Raw genomic sequence first — 26,700 nt, forward strand, 5'->3', positions numbered from 1 at the left:
TTAGAAGTACCCCTCGCGCTTACGGTCTTCCATCGCGGCCTCGGACATCTTGTCGTCGGCGCGGGTCGCGCCGCGCTCGGTGAGCCGGGAGGCGGCGATCTCGGTGATGACCTGCTCCAGGGTCACGGCGTCGGAGTCGACGGCGCCCGTGCAGGACATGTCACCGACGGTCCGGTAGCGCACGAGACGCTTCTCGACCGTCTCGCCGTCCTTGGGGCCGCCCCACTCGCCGGCCGTCAGCCACATGCCGCTGCGCGCGAACACCTCGCGCTCGTGCGCGAAGTAGATCTCCGGCAGCTCGATGCCCTCGCGGGCGATGTACTGCCACACGTCCAGCTCGGTCCAGTTGGACAGCGGGAACACACGGACGTGCTCGCCGGGGGCGTGCCGGCCGTTGTACAGGTTCCACAGCTCGGGCCGCTGCCGGCGCGGGTCCCACTGGGAGAACTCGTCGCGCAGCGAGAAGACGCGCTCCTTGGCCCGCGCCTTCTCCTCGTCGCGGCGTCCGCCGCCGAAGACCGCGTCGAACTTCTCGCTCTGGATCTTCTCCGTCAGCGGCAGCGTCTGCAGCGGGTTACGGGTGCCGTCCGGACGCTCCTTGAGCACCCCGCGGTCGATGTAGTCCTGCACGGAGGCGACATGCAGCCGCAGGCCGTGCTCGGCGACCGTACGGTCCCGGTAGTCAAGCACCTCGGGGAAGTTGTGCCCGGTGTCGACGTGCAGCAGCGAGAAGGGGATCGCCGCGGGGGCGAACGCCTTCAGCGCCAGGTGCAGCATGACGATGGAGTCCTTGCCGCCGGAGAACAGGACCACCGGCCGCTCGAACTCACCCGCCACCTCGCGGAAGATGTGCACCGCCTCGGACTCCAGCGCGTCCAGGTGCGAGAGGGCGTACGGGGAGTCCGTACCCTCCTCCACCTCGGCGACGGTCGTCGTCATGCCAGTCCCCTTTCGGTGAGCAGCGCGTGGACCGCGGCCGCGGACTCCTGGACGGTCTGGTGCTGCGACTCGATACGCAGGTCGGGCGTCTCGGGCTGCTCGTAGGGGTCGTCCACCCCGGTGAGCCCGGACAGCTCGCCCGCCGCCTGCTTGGCGTACAGACCCTTCACATCCCGTACGGAGCACACCTCGACCGGAGTCGCCACGTGCACCTCGATGTACGGCGCCCCGCCCTCCTGGTGGCGCTTGCGCACCGCCTCACGGCTGTCCGCGTAGGGGGCGATCACCGGCACGAGCGCCTTGACGCCGTTGCGGGCGAGCAGTTCGGCGAGGAAGCCGATGCGCTGCACGTTGGTGTGCCGGTCCTCACGGCTGAAGCCGAGGCCCGCCGAGATGAACTCGCGGATCTCGTCGCCGTCGAGCACCTCGACGAGGTGGCCCTCCGCGCGCAGCCGCCCGGCCAGTTCGTACGCGATGGTGGTCTTGCCGGCGCTCGGCAGACCCGTGAGCCAGACGGTGGCTCCGGTCGTCACTTGGTTCTCCTGAGTCTGATTCGTCCGGGTGGTCGTCATCCGTGGAGCCCGCACTCGGTCTTGGCCCGCCCGGCCCAGCGGCCGGCCCGCGCGTCCTCGCCCTCCAGGACCCGCCTGGTGCAGGGGGCGCAGCCGACGGACGCGTAGCCGTCCATCAGCAACGGGTTCGTCAGCACGCCGTGTTCGGCGACGTAGGCGTCCACGTCGTCCTGCGTCCAGCGGGCGATCGGGGAGACCTTCACCTTCCGGCGCTTGTCGTCCCAGCCGACGACCGGGGTGTTCGCCCTGGTCGGCGACTCGTCGCGGCGCAGCCCGGTCGCCCAGGCCACGTAGTCCCCCAGCCCGCGCTCCAGCGGCTCGACCTTGCGCAGCTTGCAGCACAGGTCGGGGTCACGGTCGTGCAGCTTGGGCCCGTACTCGGCGTCCTGTTCGGCGACCGTCTGACGCGGGGTCAGCGTGATGACGTTGACGTCCATCACGGCCTCGACCGCGTCGCGGGTGCCGATGGTCTCCTCGAAGTGGTAGCCGGTGTCGAGGAACACGACGTCCACGCCGGGCATGGCACGGGAGGCGAGGTGGGCGACCACCGCGTCCTCCATCGACGAGGTCACGCAGAAACGCGGCCCGAAGGTGTCGACCGCCCACTGGAGGATCTCCAGCGCGGAGGCGTCCTCCAGGTCACGGCCCGCCTGCTCGGCGAGCGCCTTCAGATCGTCGGTCGTGCGCTCTTCCTGAACCGCGGTCATATCTCGTCTCCCCCTGCGTCGTTGGGCTGAAGGCCCCGGGTGAGCAACCCGAGGAACTTCAGCTGGAATGCGCGGTTGCACGCCGCGCATTCCCATGCGCCGTGGCCCTGCTCGGACGGACGGAGGTCCTCGTCGCCGCAGTAGGGGCAGTAGAAGGGGGCGGCCCGCTCGCTCACGACAGGGCCTCCTCGGAGGCACGGGCGGCCCACGTGGCGAACCGCTCGCCGTCCTCGCGCTCCTCCTGGAACCGCTTCAGGACGCGCTCGACGTAGTCCGGCAGCTCGTCGGAGGTGACCTTCAGGCCACGCACCTTGCGCCCGAACCCGGCCTCCAGACCGAGGGCGCCGCCCAGGTGCACCTGATAGCCCTCGACCTGCTCGCCCCGGTCGTTGACGACCAGCTGCCCCTTGAGACCGATGTCCGCCACCTGGATACGGGCGCAGGCGTTGGGGCAGCCGTTGATGTTGATGGTGAGCGGCTCGTCGAAGTCCGGGATCCGGCGCTCCAGCTCGTCGATCAGCTGGGAGCCGCGAGCCTTGGTCTCGACGATCGCGAGCTTGCAGTACTCGATGCCGGTGCAGGCCATGGTGCCGCGCCGGAACGAGGACGGCCGGGCGGTGAGGTCCAGCGCCTCCAGGGACTCGACGAGCGAGTCGACCTGCGCCTCCTCGACATCGAGGATGATCATCTTCTGCTCGACGGTGGTCCGGACCCGGCCCGAGCCGTGCGCCTCGGCGAGCTCGGCGATCTTCGTCAGCGTCGTGCCGTCGACCCGGCCGACGCGCGGGGCGAACCCGACGTAGAAGCGGCCGTCGTTCTGCCGGTGCACACCGACGTGGTCGCGCCAGCGCTGGAGCGGCTGGGCGGGGGCGGGGCCGTCGACCAGCTCCCGCTTCAGGTACTCGTCCTGGAGGACCTGGCGGAACTTCTCCGCGCCCCAGTCGGCGACCAGGAACTTCAGGCGGGCGCGGGTGCGCAGCCGCCGGTAGCCGTAGTCGCGGAAGATGCCGATCACGCCCGCCCAGACGTCCGGGACCTCGTCCAGCGGCACCCAGGCGCCGAGCCGGACGCCGATCTTCGGGTTGGTGGACAGGCCGCCGCCGACCCACAGGTCGAAGCCGGGGCCGTGCTCGGGGTGGTTCACACCGACGAACGCGATGTCGTTGATCTCGTGGGCCACGTCGAGCAGCGGCGAGCCGGAGATCGCCGTCTTGAACTTGCGCGGCAGGTTGGAGAACTCCTTGCTGCCGATGTAACGCCGGTGGATCTCGTCGATGGCGGAGGAGCCGTCGATGATCTCGTCCTCGGCGATACCCGCGACCGGCGAGCCGATGACCACACGCGGGGTGTCGCCGCAGGCCTCGGTGGTGGACAGACCGACCGCCTCCAGGCGGTTCCAGATCTCGGGCACGTCCTCGATCCGGATCCAGTGGTACTGGACGTTCTGCCGGTCGGTGATGTCGGCGGTGCCCCGGGCGAACTCCTGCGAGATCTCACCGATCACCCGCAGCTGCCGGGTGGTGAGCCGGCCGCCGTCGATCCGCACCCGCAGCATGAAGTACTTGTCGTCCAGCTCCTCCGGCTCCAGGATCGCGGTCTTGCCGCCGTCGATCCCGGGCTTGCGCTGGGTGTAGAGCCCCCACCAGCGCATCCGGCCGCGAAGGTCGTTCGGGTCGATGGAGTCGAAGCCACGCTTGGAGTAGATCGTCTCAATGCGTGTCCGCACATTGAGACCGTCGTCGTCCTTCTTGAACTGTTCGTTGCCGTTGAGCGGGGTGAAGTGCCCCGCGGCCCACTGACCCTCACCGCGGTGACGGCTCACCTTGCGGCGGGGAGTCGCGGCGGCAGGCTTCTGCGGGGTGGCGGCCATGGTTGATACGTCCTTCGGGACAGGCGGGAATGCGGCTCTGACCTGCGCATACGGGCGCATGGGCATACGTGCGCGGCTTTGCGCGGGAATGAAGCGGGAAGAGAGAGATGTCGGGCGCTGCGGGGCTGTCAGCGCGCCGGACAGATGGCGCTGGACATGCGGCCGAGGTCGACGTGCCGCCGACTCACCAAGGCAATTCCAGTTCCAGACATGACGGAAGCGTGGCACGGCGATCTGGACACAGTCCAGCTTCGTCCATCATGCGGACACCCTTGTCCCGTAGAGCGAGACAAGGGTGTCGTCGGTCACATGGCCGTATTGGGTCGTTTCTTCCCAGGTCAGGCTGGGTACGCCCCGGGCCACGGTCCGGGCGTGGCCGCCACGGCCTCCTCCTCGACCTTCGTGTCGAAGAGCTTGAAGCCGCGGCGCTGGTAATTGGCCATGGCGTGCTCGCCGTCCTTGCTGCATGTGTGCAGCCATACCCGCTTCGTCGGCGCCCGTCCCGGCCAGCGCTCCGCCAGGTCCCAGGCGCGCGCGGCGCCGTACGCCAGCAGATACCCGCCGATGCGGCGGCCGCGGAAGGCCGGGATCAGGCCGAAGTACTCGATCTCCACGACCCCGTCGTCCTGTGGGCTCAGCTCCACGTACCCGGCGGGCGTACCCCGGTCGTAGGCCACCCAGGTCTCGACGCCGTCCCGCTCCAGGTGCTCCTGCCACCGTGCGTACGGCCAGTCGAGCCGGTCGGTCCACAGGATGTCGCCGCCGACCGAGGCGTACAGGAACCGGCTGAACTCGGGAGAGGGCACCTCGGCACGGACGACCCGCACGTCGCCCTGCGGGGCTTCGGCCGGGAGGAGGTCGTCGGGGGAGGTCTGTTCCAGGGACCAGGTGGTCACGGCGAGGTTGGGCATGTCGGCCAGGGAATCATCCCGATGGCGGACTTGTCGATTGTCTCCCGGCCCGTCGTGGCCGGTCGCGCCGGCGGGGCCGCATGTCGGGACGGCCCCGCGCCCCTTCGTTTCGCTGTGCCCTTCCGGTGTGCCTCAGTCGAGCGCCCGGTCGATCGACGTCAGTGGCATCGCGAACAGCATCCGGCCCGACTGGGACCAGACCTCGCCGGTCGCCTCCCAGTACGACAGGGGGCCGGCCTTCAGGCCCCAGCACCGGGGCGCGTTCTCCGAGCCGCAGCGGGTCGCCTCGGCGCCTTCGGTGTCCTGGCGCCACAGGCTGCCGTGCCGGTCCGTGCTGCCCGGGGCGCGGCCCACGTACCAGCCGGCGCGGTCCGCTCCGCCTGCCCGGTAGGAGAGGACGCCCTCGATACCGGACGCGTCCGTCTCGTACGCCTCGACGGCCTGCGCGGATCCGCTCGCGCTGCTGGCCAGCAGGCCGGGGCGGGCCGGGTCCTTGCTGAAGTCGTAGCGCCACAGCCGGGCGGGCCGGTCGCTGTCGACGGCCGTCCGCTCGCTCGCGACCAGGCTGTCGGGCGCGGTGCTGCGGTCGAGGGAGATGCCACCGAGGTGCGGGGCGGTGCCCGCGCCTGTGAGGCGGTACGAGCCGATGGCCGGCAGGACGAAGCGCTGGCCGTGGGCCGACCAGCCGTCCGGGACGCGGCCCACGGCGGCACTGTCGACCGTGGCGCGCTGGACGCGGTTCATGTCGTACACGTACAGCCCGTCGGCCGCGGTGACCAGCAGCTTGTCCTGGTACCAGACCATGCCGGAGAGGCGGGAGGTCAGGGCGCGGTAGTCACGTCCGCCGTCCACCGGGACGACGAGGAGCGCGGAGGCGTACCTCAGGTGGGTGAGGTCGTTGGCGTCGACGAAGGCGACCCGCGCGAGGCCCCGGTCGGCGGTGCCCTCGTTCCAGCCGGAGAGGATCACCCGGTTGTCGTTCCACCAGCCGTCGTCGTCGGCGTCGCCCGAGGTGGTGACGGCACCCGCCCGCCAGCCCCGGGTATCGGCGCCGTCCCAGCAGTACGCGCGCGTGGCGGCGGGGGCTATCGGCAGCGCCGTGCGCTCGGTCGGCGTACAGCCGTTCGCCTTGCGCAGGCTCCGGTCGGCGGTCTGAAGGACGGCGTCGACGCCGACCGGCTTGCCCATCCCGGAGGAGAGTTCGTCGAGCGTGGCCTGCGGGACCAGCCGCTCCTGGAGCCGGAACGCGCCGGTCTCGGCGGCCCTGGTGAGAGGGGTCAGCGCCCCGGGGTTGTCGCCGACCGTGGCCTGTGAGGCGCTGATCATCGTGGCGGCGGCGGTGAGTGCGAGGGCGGTTCCGGCGAGGAACGCGCGCAGCGCACGCCCCTGCTTACGTCGACGGTGTCTGCCGCGGTGCTTCATCAAACCTCCCGAGGCGAGCCAACTGCGGCCATTGGTTTGTGCGTTGACCAAAGGAGCAGGTGGGGTGGCCCGTACAGGGATGCTACGGCAGTTGGGCACGCTTGCGGACTAAGACCCTGCAAATATGCGGAAGAAGAGTTCGGACTCAGGGCATCTCGGCCGAGAACCGCCCCCGCACCACCGCGGGGGCGGTCGAGTGCGGCAGCAGCTCACGCGGGTCCTCCGGCAGCAGCACCTCGACCTCCGCGTCCTCGCGGAAGCGGTACGGCCGGTGCTCCAGCAGGCCCCCGAGATAGCGCCGCACCCGCGACAGCTCCGCCCGCACCGTCACCGTGCGGCCCGGGTCGCCGAACATGTCCTCGGCCAGCCCCGCCGCGCTGCGACCCCCCGGGTGCAGGGCCAGCAGGTACAGCAATTCGGCGTGCCGGGGACTCAGTTCGTGGCTCCAGGTGCCCGCGCCGCCGGACACCGTCATCGACGAGCGGCGCGGCTGCGTCAGATCCAGCGCGATCCGTGTCGCCCCGGCCGGCACCGGCTCGTCGGCCGGCCGCAGCAGCCAGCCGCCCGCCAGCGGCTCCACCACGCACAGGCCGAGCGGCATGAGCCACCGCCGGCCCGGCGACAACGACTTGGGCAGCACGATCCGGCTCGTGTACGGCATCCCGGTCACCGCGGCCGTCCAGCCGTCCCGGTCCACCGCCAGGGCTCGCCCGGTCAGCCGTGCCAGCACCGGCGCCGCCACCGCGCGCAGCCGCTCCAGCCCCGTCAGGTGCAGCTCCCGCAGCCGGGCCTCGGCGAGCTTGGCCACCGAGTCGACCCAGGCGAGCGTGGCGGGATGCATGGTCTCAAGAGGGCCGCTGACATCGACGACGCCGAGCAGCCGGCCGTTGCGCGGATCGGTGATGGGGGCGCCCGTGCAGGTCCAGGAGGTCTGCGAGCGGTGGAAGTGCTCGGAGGCGAAGACCTGTACCGGCCGGCGCACCACGACCGGGGTGCCGATGCCGTTCGTGCCGACGACGTCCTCCCGCCAGTCGGCGCCGAGTTCGAAGCCGAGGCCGTCCGCCTTGCGCAGCACCGAGGAGTTGCCCTCCCGCCACAGCACCCGGCCCTCGCCGTCGGCGACGACCATGATGTGGTGGGCGACGTCGGCGACCGAAAGCAGACCCTCGCGCAGTACCGGCAGCACATGTCTGAGGGCGGTGGACTCCCGGCGCCGCTGCACCTCCTCGCGGGACAGCAGCCCCGACCGGAAGTCGTGGTCCGGATCGACCCCGCCGCGCAGCATGCGCTCCCAGGACTGCTCGATCACCGGCCGCGGTGCGACGGGTGAGCGCTGACCTGCGAGGGTGGCGGCGCGGACCTCGCTCAGCAGCCGCGCCGCCCGTGCCGCGTCCAAGGGGCCTCCCGGGAGAACGGTTCTCATCTGACTGTGTGTCTCATAGTGCCGCCCCGCCGCTCGCGGAGGGATACAGTCCGCACACAGTCGCCAACAAGTTGCAACCCCTTGCAACCCTGGTGGACCGCCCTGGCCTGATTGAGACTTGAGCGACGCCGTCCCGAGCGGCGTTCGCGGCCTCGAACGGGCCATGGCGGGGGTGGTGCCGTGTCGGCGCAGCACCACCCCTTGCCTCCGGCGGTTCGGCCGAATCGCCTCGGGTGGGGTGCTGGTTGATGTGCGTGGGCGGCTGCGGGTGCGTCGTGGCTGGTCGCGCAGTTCCCCGCGCCCCTGAGGGACAGGCCTGCGGCCTTCCCTCCCCGCGGTCAGGCCTGCGGCCTTGATCTCTCCACGATCGCCGTCAGGTCCAGGGTGTGCGGCAGGGTTCCGAAAGCGGCTCCGCCGTCGCTGCCCAACCTCGAGGCGCAGAAGGCGTCGGCCACCTCCGGTGGCGCGAATCTGACCAGGAGGGAGCCCTGGAGGACCAGGGTGAGGCGTTCGGTCAGGCGCCGGGCGCGTGCCTCGATGCCGTCCAGGTCGGCCAGGTCCGTCAACAGGGCCTTGATCGCGCCGTCCAGACGGTGATCGGCGCCGCGTGCCTGACCCACCTCCCGCAGGTACGCGTCGAGCGCGGCGGGCTCCCGCCGCAACGCCCGCAGCACGTCCAGCGCCTGGACGTTGCCCGCGCCCTCCCAGATCGAGTTCAGCGGCGACTCGCGCACCAGCCGGGGCATCCCGGACTCCTCGACGTACCCGTTGCCGCCCAGGCACTCGGCGGCCTCGACCGTCACCGGCGGGCACCGCTTGGTCACCCAGTACTTGGCGGCCGGCACCGCGATCCGCAGCAGCGCCTTCTCCTGCTCGCCGCCGGTGTCGTAGGCCGCCGCGAGCCGCAGCGCGAGGGTGGTCGCCGCCTCGGACTCGACGGCCAGGTCCGCCAGGACGTTGCGCATGAGCGGCTTGTCGACCAGCCGGCCGCCGAACGCCTCGCGGTGGTCGCAGTGATGGACGGCCTGCGCGACGGCCTGCCGCATCAGCCCCGCGGAGCCGAGCACACAGTCGAGCCGGGTCGCCGCGACCATCTCGATGATGGTGCGCACCCCGCGCCCCTCCTCGCCGACCCGGCGCGCCCACGTCCCGTCGAACTCGACCTCGCTCGACGCGTTCGACCGGTTGCCCAGCTTGTCCTTCAGCCGCTGGATCCGGAACACGTTGCGGCTGCCGTCCGCCAGCACCCGCGGCACGAGGAAGCACGTCAGCCCGTCCGGGGCCTGGGCCAGCACCAGGAACCCGTCCGACATGGGCGCCGAGCAGAACCACTTGTGCCCGCTCAGGGAGTACGTCCCGGACTCGGCCAGCGGGGTGGCCGTCGTCGTGTTGGCGCGTACGTCGCTGCCGCCCTGCTTCTCCGTCATGCCCATCCCGAACAGGGCACCGGCCTTGCGCTCCGCCGGGCGCAGCTCACGGTCGTAGATCATCGACGTCAGCCGCGGCTCCCACTCGGCGGCCAGGCCGGGGTCGGTGCGCAGGGCGGGGACCGCCGCGTGGGTCATGGACAGCGGGCAGCCGTTGCCCGCCTCGACCTGCGTCCACAGCAGGAACGCCGCCGCCCGCCGCACATGCCCGGCCGGCCGTACCCAGGCCGCGGTCAGCCCCGCCGAGACGCCCTTTCCGAGCAGTCGGTGCCAGGACGGATGGAAGTCGACCTCGTCGATCCGGTGGCCGTAGCGGTCGTGCGTCCGCAGGCGCGGCGGGTTCTCGTTCGCCAGTACGCCCCACTCCTGCACCTGCGCCGAACCGCAGGTCCGCCCGAAGGCGGCCAGCTCCTCGCCGACCTCGTCCAGCAGCTCGGGTGCGACATGACGTCCGACGGCCTCGGACAGGGCCCGGTCGGCGGTGTAGACGTCGTACCCGGCCAGGGGCGGTGGCTGGTTGGTCACCGTGTGCGTGCTGCCTGCCATGGCTGTGAAGCTCTCCCTCCGTCGGGCGATGTCACCACCCTGACACGGCGGGGGCACGGTGCGCGGGCAGGCGGCGAGCGCGCCTGCCCGGCGCCGCGATGAGTGCCGCGCCGCACGACGGATACCTTTAGGTCGTGCAGCCAGCAAGTGAACCGTCTCCCCAGCACTCCTCCGGTCGTCTCCACCGGGCGCGTGCCCTCTACCGGAACGTCTCCAAACGCAGGACCGCCTGGCTGCTGCTGAAGGACACCGTCAATTCCTGCATCGAGTACCGCATCCTCGGACTCGCCGCCGAAGCCGCGTTCTTCACGCTGCTGTCCGTGCCGCCGCTCCTCCTCAGCCTCATCGGCCTCCTCGGTTACGTCGACAGCTGGACCGGCACCGACACGATCAACAGCCTGGAGGCCAACCTGCTGGAGGCATCCCGCACCGTTCTGTCCGACAAGGGCGTGCGGCAGATCGCGCAGCCGATCCTCGACGACGTGATGAACGGCGGCCGGCCCGACGTGATCTCCGTCGGCTTCCTGTTCGCCCTGTGGTCGGGCTCCCGCGCGGTGAACGTCTTCATAGACACGATCACCGTGATGTACGGCCTCGACGGCGTCCGCGGCATCGTCAAGACCCGGCTGGTGGCGTTCCTGCTGTTCATCGCGGCGCTGCTGATCGGCTCGGTCGCGCTGCCGCTGATGGTGGCGGGGCCGGACGCGGTGGTGCGGATCGTGCCCTGGTCGGAGACCCTGGTGCAGGTCCTGTACTGGCCGGTCGTGATCATCCTGTCGGTGGCGTTCCTGACCACGCTCTACCACGTGTCCGTGCCGGTCCGCTCGCCCTGGATCGAGGACGTGCCCGGCGCGCTCGTCGCCCTCGGCATGTGGGTGCTCGGCAGCTTCCTGCTGCGCATCTACCTCCAGAACACCATCGAGGGCGCCACGATCTACGGCTCCCTCGCGGCCGCCGTCGCCGTACTGCTGTGGATCGGTGTGTCCGCGTTCGCGGTGCTCGTCGGGGCCGCGGTCAACGCCGCGATCGACCGGGTCTGGCCGGCCGCCGCGACGGCCGCGGCCCGTGCCGCGAACGAGCGGCTGCGGGAGGCGCAGGTCGCAGAGTACGTGGCCCGCGCCGCCGCGAGCCGCGAGTCCGACCCCGACGACCCGGATGATCCGGACATGCCGTCGGAGTTCCCGGAGCGGTGGTCCCGCTTCCTGCCCCCGGAGGACCTCTCGTCGAGGCTGCGGACCCATGTGAAGAGCACGCACCATCCGCCGCACAAGCCGGAGGACTCCTAGCGGCTCGCACGGCGGCGGTGGCCCCGGCTCAGGCCTTCCACGCCCCCGCCGCCGCGGCTTCCCTCGCGAAGTCGGTGAAGTCGCGCGGCGCCCGGCCGAGGACCTTCTCGACGTCGTTCGTGAGGTGGGCGTTGCGGCCGTCCATGAGGGTCTCGAAGACCTCCACCAGCAGCTCGACCTCCTCCGCCGGCACCCCGAAGCCGGCCAGCGCCTCGCCGTACGACCGCGTCGGAACCGGTGTGTACGTGATCGCGGTGCCGGTCGCCGCGGAGATCTCCGCGACCGCCTCCCGCCAGGACAGCAGCCGCGGCCCGGTCAGCTCCAGCGTCCGCCTCGCATACCGGTCACCGGACGTCAGCACGGCCGTCACCACGTCCGCGATGTCCCGCACGTCGACGAACGGCTCCCGCACCTCGCCCGCCGGGAAGACCAGCTCGCCGTGGACCATCCCCTCCACCAGCGGCCCCTCGCTGAAGTTCTGCGCGAACCACGTGGCTCTCACGATCGTCCAGTCCGCGCCGGACGACTTCAGCGCCTCCTCGGTCGGCAGCGCCTGGTCCTCACCGCGTGCCGACAGCAGCACCAGCCGCCGCACTCCGAGCCCCACCGCCTCCCGAGCGAGCGCGCCGATGCCCTCGGCCGCCGCCGGGGAGCCGACGTCGGAGGGGTACATCAGATACGCCGCGTCCGCGTCCCGCAGGGTCTGCGCCCATGTCGTCGGGTCCTCCCAGTCGAAGCCCAGGGCCCGGGACGCGGCCCGCACCGTGAGCCCCGCGTCGCGGGCCGCCCGAGCCACCCGGCTCCCGGTACGACCCGAGGCACCGGTCACCACTACCGTCATCCGCTGCGTGTTCGCCTTCTCGGCTGCGTTCTCCGTCATGCCTCCAGTCAACGGTCGCGCGCCCCAACAGCCCATCGCCGAACGGCTCATTCCCATGCGCGGGCGTCTACGCTGACGACATGGACGCCCTTGCAGGTCTGCTGGACGGTCCACGTGCCCGTGGCGCCTTCATGATCCGCGCCTGTTTCGAACCGCCGTGGTCCATCCGCATCGAGGACCGTGCCCCGCTCACCGTCATGGTCATGGTCCGCGGTGAGGCCTGGGTGTTCCCGGACCGGGGCGGGCGAAGCGAGATGGGGGTCCCCCCGGCCGAAGGCCGGGGGAGGATCCGGCTGCGGCCGGGCGACCTCGCGATCGCCCGCGGCCCGGACCCCTACACCTGCGCCGACGACCCCGGCACCGAGCCGCAGGCCCTGATCCTGCCGGGCGCCGAATGCCGCTACCCCGACGGCCGCTCCCTCAACGGCTCCATGGACCTCGGCGTGCGCACCTGGGGTGACCGGCCCGACGGCTCGGCCGTCATGCTGATCGGCACGTATCTGTGGGAGGGCGAGATCAGCGGGCGGCTGCTGAAGGCGCTGCCGCCGCTGCTGTCCCTGACCGCCGACGTGTGGAACTGTCCGCTCACCCCGTACCTCATGGACGAGATCGTCCGCGACGAACCCGGTCAGGAGGTCGTCCTGGACCGACTGCTCGACCTGCTGGTCATCGCCGCGCTCAGGGCCTGGTTCTCCCGCCCGCAGGCGGAGGCGCCGGCCTGGTACGCGGCGCTCGCCGATCCCGTGGTCGGCCGGGTGCTGCGGCTCGTCCAGGACGACCCGGCCCTGCCCTGGACGGTGGCCTCGCTTGCCGCCAAGGCGGGTGTGTCGCGGGCCGCGCTGGCCCGCCGGTTCACCGAGCTGGTGGGGGAGCCGCCGATGACGTACCTCACGGGGTGGCGGATGGCGCTCGCGGCGGACGCGCTGCGTGACACCGACGACACGTTGGACGCCATCGCGCGCAGGGTGGGGTACGGGAGCGCGTTCGCGCTGTCCAGCGCCTTCAAGAGGGTGTACGGGGTGAGTCCGCAGGAGCATCGGGGGCGGGTGGTGGGGTAGGCCGGGAATCGCCGTTGGGTGTGCGCCTCGTTGCGGTCTGCGGGTGGGTCGTGGCTGGTCGCGCAGTTCCCGCGCCCCTGGGAGTACGGCGTAGCCTTGTTCCCATGTACGCGGAACGCGCGTCCCGTCTGCCTGGTGCCGTGGTCTGGACGAACGGCATCGACGGGTCCGGTCCGGGTCGTGTTCTGCCCGACGGATGCATGGATCTGCTTTGGAACGACGGGCGGCTGCTGGTCGCCGGGCCCGACACACGCGCGTACGTGACGGACGGGCAGTCGAGCAGTTGGGCGGGTGTCCGGTTCTTCCCGGGGACAGCGCCCGGGCTGTTGGGGGTGCCCGCGCACGAACTGCGTGACCGGCGGGTCGAACTCGGGGACCTGTGGCCGGCCGAGGAGGTACGGCGGCTGCGCGCCCGTGTCGAGGCATCCCCCGACCCGGTGACCGCGCTGGAGGACGTGGCGTTGGAGCTGGCCGCCGCCGTGGACGAACCCGATCCGGTGCTACGACATGTCGTCACCGCCCTCGACTCGGGACGCCCCGTCGCCGCGACCGCCGATGAACTCGGCCTCGGCGCACGGCAGTTGCACCGACGCTGCCTGAGTGCCTTCGGGTACGGCCCCAAGACGCTGGGCCGGATCCTGCGGCTGCAACGCGCGCTCGCACTCGCCCGGGGAGGCACGGCCTTCGCAGACACGGCCGTTCGAGCCGGGTATGCCGACCAGGCTCATCTGGCCCGGGACGTCCGGGAGTTGGCGGGTCTGCCGCTCGGCGAGCTACTCGGCCGACGCGTCGGCAGCGCCCCTTAGGGGCGCGAGGCTGTATCGATATGCGGCTCCGCCGCGATGGGGGTCCCCCCCTCGAGCCAAGCCGAGAGTGGGGGAGCGACCGGCCACGACGGCGCCGCAGAGGAACGACAACCTCTCACGGCCCGTCCAGCGGAGCGAACAGGTCGACGCCGTTTCCGTCCGGGTCCTGCACACAGGCGTACCGCTGGCCCCAGAAGGCGTCCCAGGGCTTGAGCTCGCCGTGGTAGCCGGCGGCGACCAGCTCCTCGTAGACCGAGTCGACCTCCGAAGCGTCCTCGCACCGCATCGCGAGCGAGTGACGGCCGCTGCCGCCGGGCGGTCGCCACGCCGGGTGGAAGGACCGCACGGTCTGCTCCGTGTCGAGCAACAGCCGTAGTCCGCCCGGCAGTTCGGCCTCGGTGTGCGGCTCGTTCTCGGCGCCGTCGGGGAACGTGAAGCCGAGGCGGCGGTAGAAGGCGACGGCGGCGGCCATGTCGGTGACGACGAGGCCGATGGCATCGAATCGTGGAGTCATGCGGCCACCGTAGGCAGGGGGAGACCGGCCGGTCTTGAAGGAATCGGACACCCCTGCTGTTCGCCGGGCCGGCTCAGCCGAAGGTCACCGCCCCCAGCGGCGTTTCCACCGTGAAGGAGATCCCCACCGGGCCCGTCGTGAGGTCGAGGTCCGTGCCCAGGGCCGCGAGCAGGGGCCGGATCTCGTCCGGCTCGGGCGCGCTCGCCGTCAGCGACAGCAGGGGGGTGGTGGGCAGGCCGGAGGCGGTGGGATGGACCGTGGCGCTCCAGTCGATCAGGAAGGGGACGAGCCCGGAGGGGTGGGCGTCGACGCCGTCGGTCAGGCGCCACTGGAGCAGCGTGCCGTCGGGCTTGCGGCGGCTCATCGACTGCGCCGGGCCGGGGTCGTAGCCCAGGGCGCGGGCGGCCGCGATGGCCGCGTCCAGGTCGGGCGGGCTGATCGCCCAGGTGACCGTGCGCGGGACGGTGAGCCCGTCGACGTCGAAGGGGCGGGGCTCGCCGGGCGTGGACTGCTCGGGGTCCGGGCCGATGATCTCCAGGTATCTGGTGCCGCCCAGGGACACCAGGTAGTTGCGCGTGCCGAGCCCGACGTGCACCCCGCCCGGGGCGGGGGCCACACCGGTCCGCCGGGTGAAGTCGGCGACCGTGGAGGCCAGGTCGGGGGTCGCGAGGACGAGGTGATCGAGAAGCGCGGGAATGGCGTTCATCGCAGCCGAGGCTACGCAGAGCGGCGTCCGTGATGGAACACCTGTGCGCCACGACACGCCGGTCAGTCGTCGAAAACGACCGTGCCGTCGGGCAGCAGCGTCGGATGGATCTTCATGGGGCCGTACTCGTCCACGTCCGAGGGGCGTGCCGGCTCCGGGCCGTCGGGGCCCATCCGCAGCACCCGCTCGACCCGGCAGATCCGGAACGCCATTCCCTCCACCCGGGCCTCGTCGGCGCGCTCCAGCGCCCTGAACTCCTCGGCCGCCCGCGTGTACACGGCCTTCTTCGCGTCGTCGAACCGGAACAGCAGGGGCCACATCTCGGCCATCGCGTCGTGCAGCACGCGCCGGGCGTCGTGCGGGGTGGCCTGGAGCGCCAGGGCCGGTTCCCAGCGGGTGTGCTCCCGTTCGACCACGCCGAAGCACGTGGGCAGCAGCACGACTTCCGGATGCGAGCGCACCGCCCGCTCCGAGTCGCCGCGCACCTCGGCGGGAAATCGCGCTCCCCGGTACGCGAAACCCCTCAGCCACGCGCGCAGGGCACCGGCCATCGGGCCGCCGTCCGCGCGGTCCGTGTCGAGGGCGAGGTCCAGATCGGGGGAGGGGGTGTGGCCGTCCCGGAAGTTCCAGGTCCGCTCGGCGGGCTCCGGGTCGGTGGGCCGCGGCGGCTCCAGCGCCCGGCCGTCGCAGCGCGTGAACTCGTCCCCGCGCACGATCCGGTACCGCACCCCGCACGCCTCGACCTCGTTCACCGGCTTCCGGTCCAACACGGCTACGGCGGCGAGGAGTTCACGGCGCACCCCCGGGTCCTCGGTGCCGTCCTTGGCGCGGAACCACAGGTGCGTGTTCAGCGAGTCCCGGCACATCTGCGGCATCCCGTTCACGACCGGCTTCAGCAGCCGCCACCGCGGCCCCGCCGCCGGATCCCGCACGGCGACCCCGAACACCGGCCCACGCAGCGCGAATCCCGGATAGCGCACCGAGGCGTCCACCGCGTCGGCCTCCCGCACCCAGGCGGCGGGGTCGTCGCGGTGCACCAACTCCTCGTGCAGCGCGTGGATCTGTTGCTGCCAGTCATGGGTCATGCACGCATTGTCGCGAGGGTGCCGTCACGCCCAGGGGTGAACGGACCCAACATCCACGGCGGTTGGACGGACCCGCGGGCGACGGTACGGAACTCTCCGATCACCGCCGGCAGTGGGGCGAACCCCACCGCTCGCCTAGGCTCGCCCGCATGCCCGTACGACTCCTCGTCTTCACCCGCACCACGGCCTACCGGCACGACTCCATCCCGGCCGGCGTCGAGTCCGTCCGCACCCTCGGCGACTTCGCGGTGGACCACACCGAGGATCCACGGGCCCTGGAAACGCCCCTCGACGCGTACGCGGCGGTCGTCTTCCTCTCCACCAGCGGCGAGGTCCTCACCCCGGCCGGGCGCGAGCGCCTCGCCGCGTACGTCGAGGCGGGCGGCGGCTTCGTGGGGGTGCACGCGGCGGCCTGCACCGAGTACGAGTGGCCGTACTACGGCGAGCTGCTCGGCGCCCGCTTCGACCGGCACCCGGACCTCCAGCCGGGCAGGGCGATCGTCGAGGACCGCGACCACCCGGCCACCCGGCACCTGCCCGTCGTATGGGACTTCGTCGACGAGTGGTACGACTTCCGCACCAACCCCCGTGGCACGGTGCGGGTGTTGGCCCGCGCGGATGAGTCGTCGTACGAGGGCGGCGGCATGGGCGAGGACCATCCGCTGGTGTGGTGCCGTGAGCAGGGGGCGGGGCGCGTCTTCTACACGGCTCTCGGGCATGCCTCCGAGGCGTACGACGACCCCGACTTCCGCGCCCACCTCCTCGGCGGCATCGACTGGGCGGCGAGGTCCACCCGGTAGCCGTGCCGCGCGGTAGCCGTGCCGCGAGGTAGCCGTGCCGGCCTGGCCGGACGCGACGGAGGGCCACTGCCGCTCGGCGGGGTGGCCCTCCGTCGTTCCCCCGTCCGGTGGTCCGGGGAAGACACTGCTCGGCCGACCCTGCCGGAACCTTGAAAAGAGCTTGAATTCGCTGGTCAGAGCGCATGACTTGGGACTTAGGATCCTGCCTCGGGGGTGGTCCGTGTGGCCGTGGAGTTCCGTGTGCTGGGCGAGGTCGAGGTCCGTGTCGACGGCCGGCGGCTGGAGCTGGGTCCCGCGCGGCAACGATGTGTCCTCGCGGCACTGGCCTGCGAGGCCCCGCACATGGTGACGGTGGACCAACTCCTCGACCGTGTGTGGGGAGAGCGGCCCCCGCAGCGGGCGCGGGAGACCCTGTACAGCTACCTCTCCAGGCTTCGCCGGGCGTTACAGCCGGCGGCGACCTCCACGGGCGCGGACGGGGGAGCGGGGATCACGCGACGCGACGGCGGCTACGAACTGACCGTCCACCCTTCCGCCGTCGACCTGCACCGCTTCCGTTCCCTGGGTGCCGAGGCGCGCACCGCCGTACAGGCGGGCCGCGAGGACGAGGCGGCTCGGCTCTTCGAGGAGGCCCTCGCGCTCTGGCGGGGCGAGATGTGCCCCGGCATGGACAGCGCCTGGTTCACCACTCGGCGCGAGACGGCTCAACTGGAGCGGATCGCGGCCGTGCTGGACCTGAACGACGTTCAGTTGCGGCGGGGCCGTCACGCCGAGCTGCTGAGCACTCTGCCCGCCCTCGCCGACAGCCACCCGCTGGACGAGCGGCTCGCCGGCCAGCTGATGCTCGCCCTCTACCGCGGCGGCCGGCCCGCCGGCGCGCTCCAGCACTACCAGCTCCTGCGCAGCCGGCTCGCCGACGAACTGGGCATCGACCCCGGGCCACCCCTCCAGGAGCTCTATCAGGGGATCCTCGTCTCGGACCCACGGCTCGCCGCCCCGCCCGGCGACACCGCCCCGAAGTCGCCGACCGCCCCCGCCACCCCACAGCCACGGCAACTGCCCGCCCCACCACCCCTTTTCACGGGACGAGGCAGCGAACTCGCCCGTCTCGACAAGCTGTTGGCTCCCCACGACAAGCCCGTCGACCTTGGCGTCCTGATAGCGGCGATCTGCGGCACCGGCGGCGTGGGCAAGACCTGGCTCGCGCTGCGCTGGGCCCACGACCAGCAGGAGCTGTTCCCCGACGGCCAGTTGTACGCCGATCTGCGCGGCTTCGCCCCCTCCGGCGAACCGGCGGACCCGCACACGGTCCTGCGGGGCTTCCTGGAGGCCCTCGGCGCCGACCCCGCGGCCCTGCCCACCGGACCGCAGGCCCAGGCCGCCCTGTACCGCAGCCTCACCGCCGACCGGCGCGTGCTCGTCGTGCTCGACAACGCCCGCGACAGCGACCAGGTGCTGCCCCTGCTGCCGGGCAGCCCCGGCTGCGCGGTCCTGATCACCAGCCGTCACCAGCTCCCCGGACTCACGGCCTCGCACGGCGTCGGCCGCCTCACCCTGGACACCCTCGACGCCACCGAGGCCCGCGACCTGCTCGTACGCCGCATCGGTGCCGACCGTCTCGCCGCCGAACCCGACGCGGCGGCGGAACTCCTGCGGCACTGCGCCGGGCTCCCGCTGGCCGTGAGCGTCCTCGCCGCCCGCGTCACCACCAACGCGGTGCTCACCCTGGCCGACCTGGCGGCCGAACTGCGCGACACCGCCACCCGGCTCGACGCCCTGGAGACAGGCGAGGCGTCCGCGGACGTACGCGCCGTGTTCGCCTCCTCCTATCTCGCCCTGGACCCCGACTCCGCCCGGGTCTTCCGCCGGCTCGCCCAGGCGCCCGCCGCCGACATCGCCCTGCCCGCCGCGGCCGGCCTCACCGCGCTGCCATCCGCCCGGCTCCGCACCCTGCTGCGCCGCCTCCAGGCCCACCACCTGGTCCAGGAACACCGTCCGGGCCGCTTCTCCTGCCACGACCTGCTGCGGTCCTACGCCCTCGAACTGGCCCGGACCGAAGGGCTCCCCGGTGAAGCGGACGCGGCACTCACCCGCGTACTCGACCACTACGCGCACACGGCGTACGCCGCCGACCTCCTGCTGCTGCCCCACCGCGACCGGCTCGACCCGGCCCCGACGGCGGACGGCGCACAGCCCGAACAACTCGCCACGCACGAGGCCGCGATGGAGTGGTTCATCCGCGAGCACCCGGTCCTGACGGCGACCGTCGAGTACGCCGTACGCACCGGCCACGACGCCCAGGCGTGGTGGCTGGCCCGCGCGCTCAGCACCTTCCTCGCCCGCCGGGGCCGCTGGGCCGACGTCACCGCCGTGCACACCACCGCCCTCGCCGCCGCCGTCCGCCTCGGCGACACCGCAGCCCGCGCCGAGTCGCACCGCACCCTCGCCTGGGCGTGCACGGAGACCGGCCGCTACGCCGAGGCCCATGAACAACTCGCACACGCGCTGGCCCTGTCGGAGGCCGACGGGGACCTCCGATCGGCCGCCCACACCCATCTCGCCGCGGGCTGGCTGTACGAACGCGAGGAGGACCGGGCCGCGGCACTTCGGCACGACCAGCGGGCCGTGGACCTGTTCACCTCGCTCGACGACCTCCCGGGCCGGGCCCGGGCCCTCAACGCGGTGGCCTGGGACCACACCAGGCTCGGCGACCACGCAGCGGCGGTGCTCCACTGCCGGCAGGCCCTCGCCATCCAGCGCGAGCTGAACGACGAGCGCGGGCAGGCCGCCACCTGGGACACCCTCGGCTACGCCCATCACCAACTCGGCGACCACACCGCCGCCGTCGACTGCTACGAACACAGCCTCGACCTCAACCGCGCCCTCGGCCACCGCTACAACGAGGCCGAGACCCTGGTCCACCTCAGCCGCACCCACCGCGCCACGGGAGCCGACAAAGCCGCGGCACGGGCCCTGCGCGAGGCACTGGCCATCCATCTCGACATCGACGCCCCCGCCCGGGAGGTGGACGAGGCCCGCGCGCTCCTGCGCGAGCTGGGCGGCCCGACCACTTGAGCCCGCGTCGGTTCGGGACCGACGCGGGCTCTCAGGGCCGACCCTCAGTGGCGGGGCCTGCGCAGCGCGCGGAACTGGGGGCCGTACGTGCCCCGGCCGCCGGGGACGGGGGTCTCCATCAGTTCCACGGCCGGCTTCTCCAGTCCGCGCATCGTGCGGATGCCCGCGCCGAGGGTGCGGTGGCCGCCGCCCGCCCAGGCCGCGTCGAGGGAGTCCAGCACCGTGCTGTACATGGCGTCGAAGCGGAACAGCAGCCCCCCGACATGGGCGGACGTGTTGCGCCAGCCGCCGACCGGCACGGGTGCCATGGGGCGCACGTCGGGGAAGGGCACGGGCGGGCCGACGTATCTCCAGCCGTCGTCGGTCTCGCGCAGCTCCCTGCCGTGGTAGATCTCCCCGAAGGCGTAGTAGTGCGCCGGACGGTCGTCCGAGAAGGAGTCGGTCGGGGAGCTCTCGGTGCCCTCGCCCTGCTCCCTGATGATCTCGATGGCGTGCTCGACGTCGTCGAGGGTGCGCACCGGGCGCAGCTCGTCGGTGTCGATGTGCTGGGTCACCTGACCCCGCGTCGCCAGGTCCGGCCGTACCGCGCGGAAGGCCCCGATCATGCCCTCGTAGAACTCGCCGACGGTGGGGGAGGGCTGCACGCTGCGGGCGAGCGACACCTCGGGGGCCTCGATCGCCATCATCACGTCGCGCACGAAGGGCCTGGTGAGGCCCGACAGATAGACGGTCACCCCGGCGCGCACCCCGCCCGGCAGCGGACCGGGGTAGACGGGCGCGGCGGCCTTGATCTGCGGCCTGCCGCCCACGGCCACGAGCAGGTTGCAGACGATGCCCAGGTGGTACATCTCGTCGCCGACGATACGGCGGATCATCCGCGCGACCTCGCTGCGCTGGTCCTTGACCGACCACCAGCCGCACAAGTAGGGCGGGATGGTGGCGAGTTCGAGGCCCACGGCGACCTGAAGGGCGGACCTGAGCCAGGCGACCCCGCGACTGTCCTCGGGGACGGCCATCAGACGCGCCACGGACCCGAGGCCGGCCGCGGCCTGCGCGGGCGCCTGCGCCGCCGCGACCTCGGCAGCCGCCACGTCCGCCGCTGCCAAGTCCGCCGCCGCCACGTCCGCCTGTGACGCGGCGGCCTGTGCGGGCCCGGCGACCGCTGCCGGCGCCCCGGCCGCCACCGCGGCCGACGCCAGGAACCTTCTGCGCTTGAACGGAGCAACCGCCGGCTCGTCCGGCTCTTCGCCCATACCCGTCAAGTCAACCTCGCCTCAGCTCATAGGGACGGCCCCGCCTCGGTCAGCCGCACCGCGGCCGGGGCCCCTCCGACAGCTCGCGAAGCTAGCAGCGATCACCGCCGCCACCAGGGCACACGTGCCGAACGGCGCATCGACCACCCTGTCGGGCCAACGATCACGAGCCCCGGTGCGTGGGTGCCGTCGCGACCGCCGGGGGAGGTGGCCGCAGGCCTCAGCGCGGCGTCGCGTCCCGTGGTGCGGCCGTGCTCGACCGCCGCACCAGTCGCGTCGACAACTCCGTCCGCGTGCTCTCCGGCCGCTCCCCGTCCATCATCCGCACCAGCAGCCGCAGCGCGGTCGCCGCCATCTCCGACAGCGGCTGGCGGACGGTGGTCAGGGCGGGGGAGATCCAGCGGGCCTCCGGCAGGTCGTCGAAGCCGACCACGCTCATGTCGTCCGGCACGCTCAACCCCCGTTCCGCCAGCGCCTCGTAGACCCCGAGGGCCATCCGGTCCGAGCAGACGAAGACGGCCGTCGGCGGTTCGGGCAGGTCGAGGAGTTCCAGCGTCCGCAGGTGCGCGACGCCCTCGTCGAAGCCGGCGTGTCTGACGTACTCGGGGCGGTGCCGCACCCCGGCCGAGGCGAGCGCCGAGCGGTAGCCGGCCACCCGGGCCGCGCTGCACATCTTGCGCTGGTGACCGGCGATGACGGCGATGCGTTCGTGGCCGAGCGCCAGGAGGTGCTCGGCGGCCGTCACCCCGCCGTGCCAGTTCGCCGCGCCCACCGACACCACGCCGGACGGCGGCTCAAGGACCGGGTCGATCATCACGAACGGGATGCGGTGCTGCTCCAGCCACGCGTACTGCGACGGCGTCAGCTCGGCCAGGTTGAACAGCACCCCGGAGGAGCCCCGTGCGGTGAGCTTGTCCAGCCAGCCCCGCTCCGGCCGCGCGCCCCGCGTCCGGGTCAGCCCCGCCGAGACCACCACCTCAAGGCCCGCGTCGTGGGCCGCCGCCTCCACCCCGTGCAGCACCGCCCCCGACCACGAGTTGTCCAGCGAGTGCACGACGAGGTCGACCAGGCCCGGTGTCTTCGCCGCGTCGAAGCGCGGTCTGCGGACATAGCCGAGCCGGTCCAGCGCCTCGGTGACCCGGCGGCGGGTCTCCGGGGCCACGTCCTCACGGCCGTTGACCACCTTGGAGGCGGTCGGTACGGACACGCCGGCCTCGCGGGCCACGACCGCGAGGGTCGGCCCGGCAGCCACGCTCGCACCGCCCGTACGGACCATCGGGAACCACCTCTCCGGCCCGCCCGAGGGCCATGAAAAGTTTCGACCAGCGCGAAACAGTAAGCGCTTCCTACCCTAGGTTCGCCGCGCCGAGTCCGGAAGAGCCCGGAGTCGGCGGAGGCCACGGGGCTGCACCGGTCGAGCGGTCGCCCCGGCGGCGGTGACCGCGGCAGCACCGGCGGAGGCTTCGACCGGCTCGGCTCCGGCACGCCGGTGCACGCCGGGTGACGGGTACGCCGAACAGCCCTCTCACCCGCCCGTGCGGCGGAATACCGGGCCACAATGAGTTGCTCTGATCTTCACGGTGCACGAGCGCGGTGAGGAGGCTGGTGGACGTATGACGGCAGTCCAGGCAGACCCCGTGGTGAGCACGCCCTACGGTTCGGTACGGGGCCGGTACGAGAACGGCGTCGCGGTGTTCCGGGGCATCCCCTACGCGGCGCCCCCCTTCGGCCCGCTCCGGTTCCGGCCGCCCGTGCCGCCCGAGCCCTGGGACGGTGTGCGCGAGGCCGTGGCTTTCGGGCCGACCCCGCCGAAGCCGCCGTACTCGGAGGCGTTCGCGCAGTACCTGTCCGATCCGGTCGTGCCCGGCGACGACTGTCTCAATCTGAACGTCTGGACGCCGGAGCCGGGCCCCGGGGCCCGGCTCCCGGTCATGGTGTGGCTGCACGGCGGCGCCCTGACCCGCGGTTCCTCCGGCGTGCCCGTGTACGACGGGCGCCCCTTCGCCCGGGACGGCGTGGTCCTCGTCTCGGTCAACTACCGGCTCGGCGTCGAGGGCTACGGCTACTTTCCCGACGCCCCCGCCAACCCCGGTCTGCGCGACCAACTCGCCGCCCTGAACTGGGTCCACGCCTCCATAGCGGCCTTCGGTGGCGACCCGGACCGCATCACCCTGTTCGGCCAGTCCGCCGGCGCCATCAGCATCGGCGCGCTGCTCGCCGCCCCGCAGGCCCAGGGACTGGTCCGGCGGGCGATCCTCCAGAGCGGCCCACCGGAGGCGGCCGAACGGGACAAGGTGCGGCGCATGGTGCGCCGGATGGCGACCCGGCTGAAGATCCCCGCCACCGCCGCGGCCTTCGCCGAGGTCGACCCCGAGTTGCTGCTGCGCACCCAGGCCGAGGTGGGCCGGCTCAGCAGCCCCGTGGTGGGCGGGCCCGCCTTCGGCATCGTCGTCGACGGCGACCTCGTGCCCCGTGATCCGCTGGCGGCCCTCACCGAGGGCGACGCCGCGGACGGCGTGGAGCTGATGCTGGGCTGGACCCGGGACGAGTACCGGCTGTGGCTGGTGCCCGGCGGGCTCCTGGAACGCGTCGACCGGCTCGGCGCGGTCGCCCTGGCCGGCGCCATGGCCCGCTGCCACGTCGGCGCCGAGGTGCCCCGCGGCTACCGCGCCCTGCACCCGAAGGCCGGCACCGCCGAGATCGTCGGCCAGATGGTCACCGACCACCTGCTGCGCCTCCCGCTGCACCGCCTGGCCGACGCCCGCCCCGGATCGTCGTACGTCTACGAGTTCGCCTGGCCCTCCACCCTCCCCGACCTCGGCGCCTGCCATGCGCTGGAGCTCGGCTTCGTCTTCGACACCGGGGAGGTCCCCGAGTCCCGCAAGCTGGCCGGCGAGGGGGCCCCGCAGGAGCTGGCCCACGAGATGCACCGGGCCTGGGTGCGCTTCGCGGTGGACGGCGATCCCGGGTGGCAGCCGTGGGACGACACGCATCCGGTACGGATCTTCGGCGACGGCGACACCCACACCGCCCACGGCCCGCGCGACGCCGAGCTCGCCCTGTGGGCCGCCGCCCAGCCCCGCGAGCCCGCCGTCACGACGGACCCGGCCGACGGCGTGCCCGCGCGCGGCACCGAGATGCGGTCGGTCGTACGACGACTGAGGCTGCCCGGCGCGGTTCGCCGGCACTGAGGGCCATGGGGCGCACCTCCAGGGGCGGGGGCCGAGGCGGCTACGCCGTAGCCCCCAGCATCCGTGCGATCGAGCCGATCACCTCGGGTCCCACCCGGCAGCAACCGCCGATCAGCCGTGCGCCGGACGCCCGCCACCCCTGGACCTCCTCCGCCGTGAAGGTGGACCGGCCGTCCCAGGCGCGCGCCTGGGCGTTCCAGGCCTCGCCGCTGTTGGGGTAGACGACGACGGGCTTGCCCGTGACCCGGGCGGCGGTCTCCACCGCCCCCTCGACGTCCTCGGGCGCACAGCAGTTCACGCCGACCGCGATCACCTCGTCGATGTCGGCGGCGAGCGCGAACGCCTCCTCCAGCGGCTGCCCGGCGCGGGTGCGGTCACCGGCCACGGAGTACGACAGCCAGGCCGGGACCCCCAGCCCGCGCACCGCTCGCAGCAGCGCCTCGGCCTCGTCGGTGTCGGGGACCGTCTCCAGCGCCAGCACGTCCGGCCGGGCCCCGGCCAGCACCTCCAGACGCGGCCGGTGGAAGCGCTCCAGCTCCGCCACGCTCAGCCCGTACCTGCCCCGGTACTCGGAGCCGTCCGCGAGCATCGCCCCGTACGGCCCCACCGACGCGGCCACCCACAGCGGCCGCGCGATGCCCTCGGTCCGTGCCCGCCGTACCGCCTCGCGGGCCAACTCCACGCCGAGCGCGATCAGTTCGGCCGCCCGCTCGCGCCCGATGCCGCGCTTGGCGAACCCCTCGAACGTGGCCTGGTAGCCGGCGGTGATCGCCACGTCCGCGCCCGCCTCGAAGTAGGCCAGATGCGCCTCGGTGATCGCCTCCGGCACCTCCGCGAGCAGCCGCGCCGACCACAGTTCGTCGCTCAGGTCGTGCCCGGCGGACTCGAGCTGGTTGGACATCCCGCCGTCGAGCACGACGGTCCCGGCGGCGAGGGCTTCGGCGAGGGCGATGGTGCTGGTCATGTGGACGACGGTAGTCGAGGGGAAAACCGAGCCTCGGGAGAAAGCGCTCTCCCTCGTCCCGTCGAACCCGTTGACCTCCCGGTGGCACACCCTTACCTTTTCGGCGTTCGTAATGACAGATCACGTCCGTGATTTCGAACACATCCCCCATGTGTCCCCGAGAGGCAGTCCGTATGAGCCGCGAACACGACCTGCCCGAAATCCCCAGCCGCAGACTGCTGTTGAAGGGCGCCGCGGCCGCCGGCGCCCTCACGGCCGTCCCCGGCATCGCCCACGCCGCCCCCGAGCCGGCGCCCTACGAGAACCCCCTCGTCCGGCAGCGCGCCGACCCCCACATCCACCGCCACACGGACGGCCGTTACTACTTCACGGCCACCGCTCCCGAGTACGACCGGATCGTCCTGCGCCGCTCCCGCACCCTGGGCGGCCTGTCCACGGCGGCCGAGTCGGTCATCTGGCGGGCCCACCCCACCGGCGACATGGCCGCCCACATCTGGGCGCCGGAGCTGCACCGCATCGGCGGCAAGTGGTACGTCTACTTCGCCGCCGCGCCCGCCGAGGACGTGTGGCGCATCCGCATCTGGGTCCTGGAGAACTCCCACCCCGACCCGTGCAAAGGCACCTGGGTGGAGAAGGGGCAGGTCAGGACGGCCTGGGAGACCTTCTCCCTCGACGCCACGACCTTCATCCACCGGGGCACCCGCTACCTCTGCTGGGCGCAGCACGAGCCGGGCATGGACAACAACACCGGCCTGTTCCTGTCCGAGATGGCGAACCCCTGGACACTGACGGGACCTCAGATCCGGTTGTCCACACCGGAGTACGACTGGGAGTGTGTCGGCTACAAGGTCAACGAGGGCCCCTACGCCCTCAAGCGCAACGGCCGCGTCTTCCTGACCTACTCGGCCTCCGCCACCGACCACCACTACTGCGTCGGCATGCTCACCGCCGACGCCGGCAGCAACCTCATGGACCCGGGCAGCTGGTCCAAGTCCCCGACCCCGGTCTTCACCGGCAACGAGACCACGAAGCAGTACGGTCCCGGCCACAACTGCTTCACCGTTGCCGAGGACGGCCGCAGCGACGTGCTCGTGTACCACGCCCGCCAGTACAAGGAGATCGTCGGTGATCCCCTGAACGACCCCAACCGCCACACCCGCGTCCAGCGCCTGGGCTGGCACCCGGACGGCACCCCGGACTTCGGCGTACCCGTGGCGGACACCGCGGCGGACACGACCGCCGCGACCGTAAAGGAGAGTGAGTGA

General features: G+C 72.4%; 24 protein-coding genes. 7 read left to right on the top strand and 17 right to left on the bottom strand.

What is annotated here, in order from left to right; genetic code table 11:
- From cysD to PGH47_RS33485, 10 genes are all read right to left on the bottom strand, one after another.
- The gene (gene cysD, locus PGH47_RS33445; RefSeq protein ID WP_271666480.1) at nucleotides 1-939 is read right to left on the bottom strand and encodes a sulfate adenylyltransferase subunit CysD; all 939 of its coding nucleotides are present in this window, start codon (nucleotides 937-939) and stop codon (nucleotides 1-3) included.
- Complete coding sequence (gene cysC / locus PGH47_RS33450) at nucleotides 936-1,511, bottom strand: adenylyl-sulfate kinase (RefSeq protein ID WP_107907764.1); 576 nt, start codon at nucleotides 1,509-1,511, stop codon at nucleotides 936-938. The genes cysD and cysC overlap by 4 nt, the downstream gene beginning before the upstream one ends.
- A complete protein-coding gene (locus tag PGH47_RS33455) occupies nucleotides 1,508-2,218 on the bottom strand; it encodes a phosphoadenylyl-sulfate reductase (protein WP_271666481.1) in 711 nt (236 codons plus the stop codon). Before PGH47_RS33455 ends, cysC begins: the two co-directional genes overlap by 4 nt.
- Complete coding sequence (locus PGH47_RS33460) at nucleotides 2,215-2,394, bottom strand: hypothetical protein (protein WP_030967755.1); 180 nt, start codon at nucleotides 2,392-2,394, stop codon at nucleotides 2,215-2,217. Before PGH47_RS33460 ends, PGH47_RS33455 begins: the two co-directional genes overlap by 4 nt.
- Nucleotides 2,391-4,088 carry a nitrite/sulfite reductase gene (locus PGH47_RS33465; RefSeq protein WP_271666482.1) on the bottom strand — a complete coding sequence of 566 codons (1,698 nt, stop codon included), beginning with the start codon at nucleotides 4,086-4,088 and terminating at the stop codon, nucleotides 2,391-2,393. The genes PGH47_RS33460 and PGH47_RS33465 overlap by 4 nt, the downstream gene beginning before the upstream one ends.
- Nucleotides 4,089-4,216: 128 nt before the next feature.
- The gene (locus PGH47_RS43295) at nucleotides 4,217-4,300 is read right to left on the bottom strand and encodes a putative leader peptide (RefSeq protein ID WP_310591794.1); all 84 of its coding nucleotides are present in this window, start codon (nucleotides 4,298-4,300) and stop codon (nucleotides 4,217-4,219) included.
- A 126-nt stretch (nucleotides 4,301-4,426) separates the two neighbouring features.
- Nucleotides 4,427-4,999, bottom strand: coding sequence for a GNAT family N-acetyltransferase (locus PGH47_RS33470; RefSeq protein WP_271666483.1), 573 nt, complete (start codon nucleotides 4,997-4,999; stop codon nucleotides 4,427-4,429).
- Nucleotides 5,000-5,131: 132 nt separating this feature from the next.
- Nucleotides 5,132-6,421 (bottom strand): hypothetical protein, encoded by a 1,290-nt coding sequence (locus PGH47_RS33475; protein WP_271666484.1) that lies wholly within the window; start codon nucleotides 6,419-6,421, stop codon nucleotides 5,132-5,134.
- 145 nt (nucleotides 6,422-6,566) lie between these two features.
- On the bottom strand, nucleotides 6,567-7,844 hold the full coding sequence (locus PGH47_RS33480) for a GAF domain-containing protein (protein WP_271666485.1): 1,278 nt from the start codon (nucleotides 7,842-7,844) through the stop codon (nucleotides 6,567-6,569).
- A gap of 338 nt (nucleotides 7,845-8,182) precedes the next feature.
- The gene (locus tag PGH47_RS33485; protein ID WP_271666486.1) at nucleotides 8,183-9,817 is read right to left on the bottom strand and encodes an acyl-CoA dehydrogenase family protein; all 1,635 of its coding nucleotides are present in this window, start codon (nucleotides 9,815-9,817) and stop codon (nucleotides 8,183-8,185) included.
- 134 nt (nucleotides 9,818-9,951) lie between these two features.
- On the opposite strand from PGH47_RS33485, the gene PGH47_RS33490 reads away from it, so the two are divergent.
- Complete coding sequence (locus PGH47_RS33490) at nucleotides 9,952-11,103, top strand: YihY/virulence factor BrkB family protein (protein ID WP_271666487.1); 1,152 nt, start codon at nucleotides 9,952-9,954, stop codon at nucleotides 11,101-11,103.
- Nucleotides 11,104-11,131: 28 nt separating this feature from the next.
- On the opposite strand, the gene PGH47_RS33495 is transcribed toward PGH47_RS33490, so the two are convergent.
- Nucleotides 11,132-11,983, bottom strand: coding sequence for an NmrA family NAD(P)-binding protein (locus PGH47_RS33495; protein ID WP_271666488.1), 852 nt, complete (start codon nucleotides 11,981-11,983; stop codon nucleotides 11,132-11,134).
- An 80-nt stretch (nucleotides 11,984-12,063) separates the two neighbouring features.
- Between PGH47_RS33495 and PGH47_RS33500 the strand changes: the two genes are divergently transcribed.
- Nucleotides 12,064-13,041 carry an AraC family transcriptional regulator gene (locus PGH47_RS33500; RefSeq protein WP_271666489.1) on the top strand — a complete coding sequence of 326 codons (978 nt, stop codon included), beginning with the start codon at nucleotides 12,064-12,066 and terminating at the stop codon, nucleotides 13,039-13,041.
- A 104-nt stretch (nucleotides 13,042-13,145) separates the two neighbouring features.
- On the top strand, nucleotides 13,146-13,847 hold the full coding sequence (locus tag PGH47_RS33505) for a helix-turn-helix domain-containing protein (RefSeq protein WP_271666490.1): 702 nt from the start codon (nucleotides 13,146-13,148) through the stop codon (nucleotides 13,845-13,847).
- A gap of 115 nt (nucleotides 13,848-13,962) precedes the next feature.
- Here the strand turns inward: PGH47_RS33505 and PGH47_RS33510 are convergent, their stop codons facing one another.
- The 3 genes from PGH47_RS33510 to PGH47_RS33520 form a co-directional block, all read right to left on the bottom strand.
- Nucleotides 13,963-14,361 (bottom strand): VOC family protein, encoded by a 399-nt coding sequence (locus PGH47_RS33510; protein WP_271666491.1) that lies wholly within the window; start codon nucleotides 14,359-14,361, stop codon nucleotides 13,963-13,965.
- Nucleotides 14,362-14,434: 73 nt separating this feature from the next.
- Nucleotides 14,435-15,067: a VOC family protein gene (locus tag PGH47_RS33515; protein WP_271666492.1), complete on the bottom strand. Its 633-nt coding sequence runs from the start codon at nucleotides 15,065-15,067 to the stop codon at nucleotides 14,435-14,437.
- A gap of 62 nt (nucleotides 15,068-15,129) precedes the next feature.
- Complete coding sequence (locus tag PGH47_RS33520) at nucleotides 15,130-16,152, bottom strand: DUF5954 family protein (RefSeq protein ID WP_271666493.1); 1,023 nt, start codon at nucleotides 16,150-16,152, stop codon at nucleotides 15,130-15,132.
- A 149-nt stretch (nucleotides 16,153-16,301) separates the two neighbouring features.
- Here PGH47_RS33520 and PGH47_RS33525 point away from each other — a divergent pair, with 149 nt between their 5' ends.
- Together PGH47_RS33525 and PGH47_RS33530 are read left to right on the top strand one after the other, a co-directional pair.
- Entirely contained in the window at nucleotides 16,302-16,952 is a 651-nt protein-coding gene (locus PGH47_RS33525; protein ID WP_271666494.1) for a ThuA domain-containing protein, read from the top strand.
- A gap of 222 nt (nucleotides 16,953-17,174) precedes the next feature.
- Entirely contained in the window at nucleotides 17,175-20,027 is a 2,853-nt protein-coding gene (locus tag PGH47_RS33530; protein ID WP_271666495.1) for an AfsR/SARP family transcriptional regulator, read from the top strand.
- Nucleotides 20,028-20,071: 44 nt separating this feature from the next.
- On the opposite strand, the gene PGH47_RS33535 is transcribed toward PGH47_RS33530, so the two are convergent.
- Entirely contained in the window at nucleotides 20,072-21,280 is a 1,209-nt protein-coding gene (locus PGH47_RS33535; RefSeq protein ID WP_271666496.1) for a ferritin-like domain-containing protein, read from the bottom strand.
- Nucleotides 21,281-21,500: 220 nt separating this feature from the next.
- Entirely contained in the window at nucleotides 21,501-22,556 is a 1,056-nt protein-coding gene (locus PGH47_RS33540; protein WP_271666497.1) for a LacI family DNA-binding transcriptional regulator, read from the bottom strand.
- Nucleotides 22,557-22,893: 337 nt separating this feature from the next.
- On the opposite strand from PGH47_RS33540, the gene PGH47_RS33545 reads away from it, so the two are divergent.
- Nucleotides 22,894-24,471, top strand: a complete 1,578-nt coding sequence (locus PGH47_RS33545; protein WP_271666498.1) for a carboxylesterase/lipase family protein — start codon at nucleotides 22,894-22,896, stop codon at nucleotides 24,469-24,471.
- Between the two features lie 40 nt (nucleotides 24,472-24,511).
- Here PGH47_RS33545 and mmuM read toward each other — a convergent pair whose 3' ends face one another.
- Nucleotides 24,512-25,435 carry a homocysteine S-methyltransferase gene (mmuM, locus tag PGH47_RS33550; RefSeq protein WP_271666499.1) on the bottom strand — a complete coding sequence of 308 codons (924 nt, stop codon included), beginning with the start codon at nucleotides 25,433-25,435 and terminating at the stop codon, nucleotides 24,512-24,514.
- 173 nt (nucleotides 25,436-25,608) lie between these two features.
- Here mmuM and PGH47_RS33555 point away from each other — a divergent pair, with 173 nt between their 5' ends.
- A complete protein-coding gene (locus PGH47_RS33555; RefSeq protein WP_271666500.1) occupies nucleotides 25,609-26,700 on the top strand; it encodes a glycoside hydrolase family 43 protein in 1,092 nt (363 codons plus the stop codon).

The sequence above is a fragment of the Streptomyces sp. HUAS 31 genome (genome assembly GCF_028198125.1).
GTDB lineage: Bacteria > Actinomycetota > Actinomycetes > Streptomycetales > Streptomycetaceae > Streptomyces > Streptomyces chartreusis.

Bases quoted from the DNA above. Each gene is read 5' to 3' on its own strand.
- PGH47_RS33520 (WP_271666493.1), bottom strand. From the start codon at position 16,152: ATGACCCATGACTGGCAGCAACAGATCCACGCGCTGCACGAGGAGTTG.
- PGH47_RS33475 (WP_271666484.1), bottom strand. From the start codon at position 6,421: ATGAAGCACCGCGGCAGACACCGTCGACGTAAGCAGGGGCGTGCGCTG.
- PGH47_RS33545 (WP_271666498.1), top strand. From the start codon at position 22,894: ATGACGGCAGTCCAGGCAGACCCCGTGGTGAGCACGCCCTACGGTTCG.
- mmuM (WP_271666499.1), bottom strand. From the start codon at position 25,435: ATGACCAGCACCATCGCCCTCGCCGAAGCCCTCGCCGCCGGGACCGTC.
- PGH47_RS33480 (WP_271666485.1), bottom strand. From the start codon at position 7,844: ATGAGAACCGTTCTCCCGGGAGGCCCCTTGGACGCGGCACGGGCGGCG.
- PGH47_RS33510 (WP_271666491.1), bottom strand. From the start codon at position 14,361: ATGACTCCACGATTCGATGCCATCGGCCTCGTCGTCACCGACATGGCC.
- PGH47_RS33500 (WP_271666489.1), top strand. From the start codon at position 12,064: ATGGACGCCCTTGCAGGTCTGCTGGACGGTCCACGTGCCCGTGGCGCC.
- PGH47_RS33455 (WP_271666481.1), bottom strand. From the start codon at position 2,218: ATGACCGCGGTTCAGGAAGAGCGCACGACCGACGATCTGAAGGCGCTC.
- PGH47_RS33485 (WP_271666486.1), bottom strand. From the start codon at position 9,817: ATGGCAGGCAGCACGCACACGGTGACCAACCAGCCACCGCCCCTGGCC.
- PGH47_RS33505 (WP_271666490.1), top strand. From the start codon at position 13,146: ATGTACGCGGAACGCGCGTCCCGTCTGCCTGGTGCCGTGGTCTGGACG.
- PGH47_RS33495 (WP_271666488.1), bottom strand. From the start codon at position 11,983: ATGACGGAGAACGCAGCCGAGAAGGCGAACACGCAGCGGATGACGGTA.
- PGH47_RS33555 (WP_271666500.1), top strand. From the start codon at position 25,609: ATGAGCCGCGAACACGACCTGCCCGAAATCCCCAGCCGCAGACTGCTG.
- PGH47_RS33470 (WP_271666483.1), bottom strand. From the start codon at position 4,999: ATGCCCAACCTCGCCGTGACCACCTGGTCCCTGGAACAGACCTCCCCC.
- cysD (WP_271666480.1), bottom strand. From the start codon at position 939: ATGACGACGACCGTCGCCGAGGTGGAGGAGGGTACGGACTCCCCGTAC.
- PGH47_RS43295 (WP_310591794.1), bottom strand. From the start codon at position 4,300: ATGTCTGGAACTGGAATTGCCTTGGTGAGTCGGCGGCACGTCGACCTC.
- cysC (WP_107907764.1), bottom strand. From the start codon at position 1,511: ATGACGACCACCCGGACGAATCAGACTCAGGAGAACCAAGTGACGACC.
- PGH47_RS33535 (WP_271666496.1), bottom strand. From the start codon at position 21,280: ATGGGCGAAGAGCCGGACGAGCCGGCGGTTGCTCCGTTCAAGCGCAGA.
- PGH47_RS33515 (WP_271666492.1), bottom strand. From the start codon at position 15,067: ATGAACGCCATTCCCGCGCTTCTCGATCACCTCGTCCTCGCGACCCCC.
- PGH47_RS33525 (WP_271666494.1), top strand. From the start codon at position 16,302: ATGCCCGTACGACTCCTCGTCTTCACCCGCACCACGGCCTACCGGCAC.
- PGH47_RS33465 (WP_271666482.1), bottom strand. From the start codon at position 4,088: ATGGCCGCCACCCCGCAGAAGCCTGCCGCCGCGACTCCCCGCCGCAAG.
- PGH47_RS33540 (WP_271666497.1), bottom strand. From the start codon at position 22,556: ATGGTCCGTACGGGCGGTGCGAGCGTGGCTGCCGGGCCGACCCTCGCG.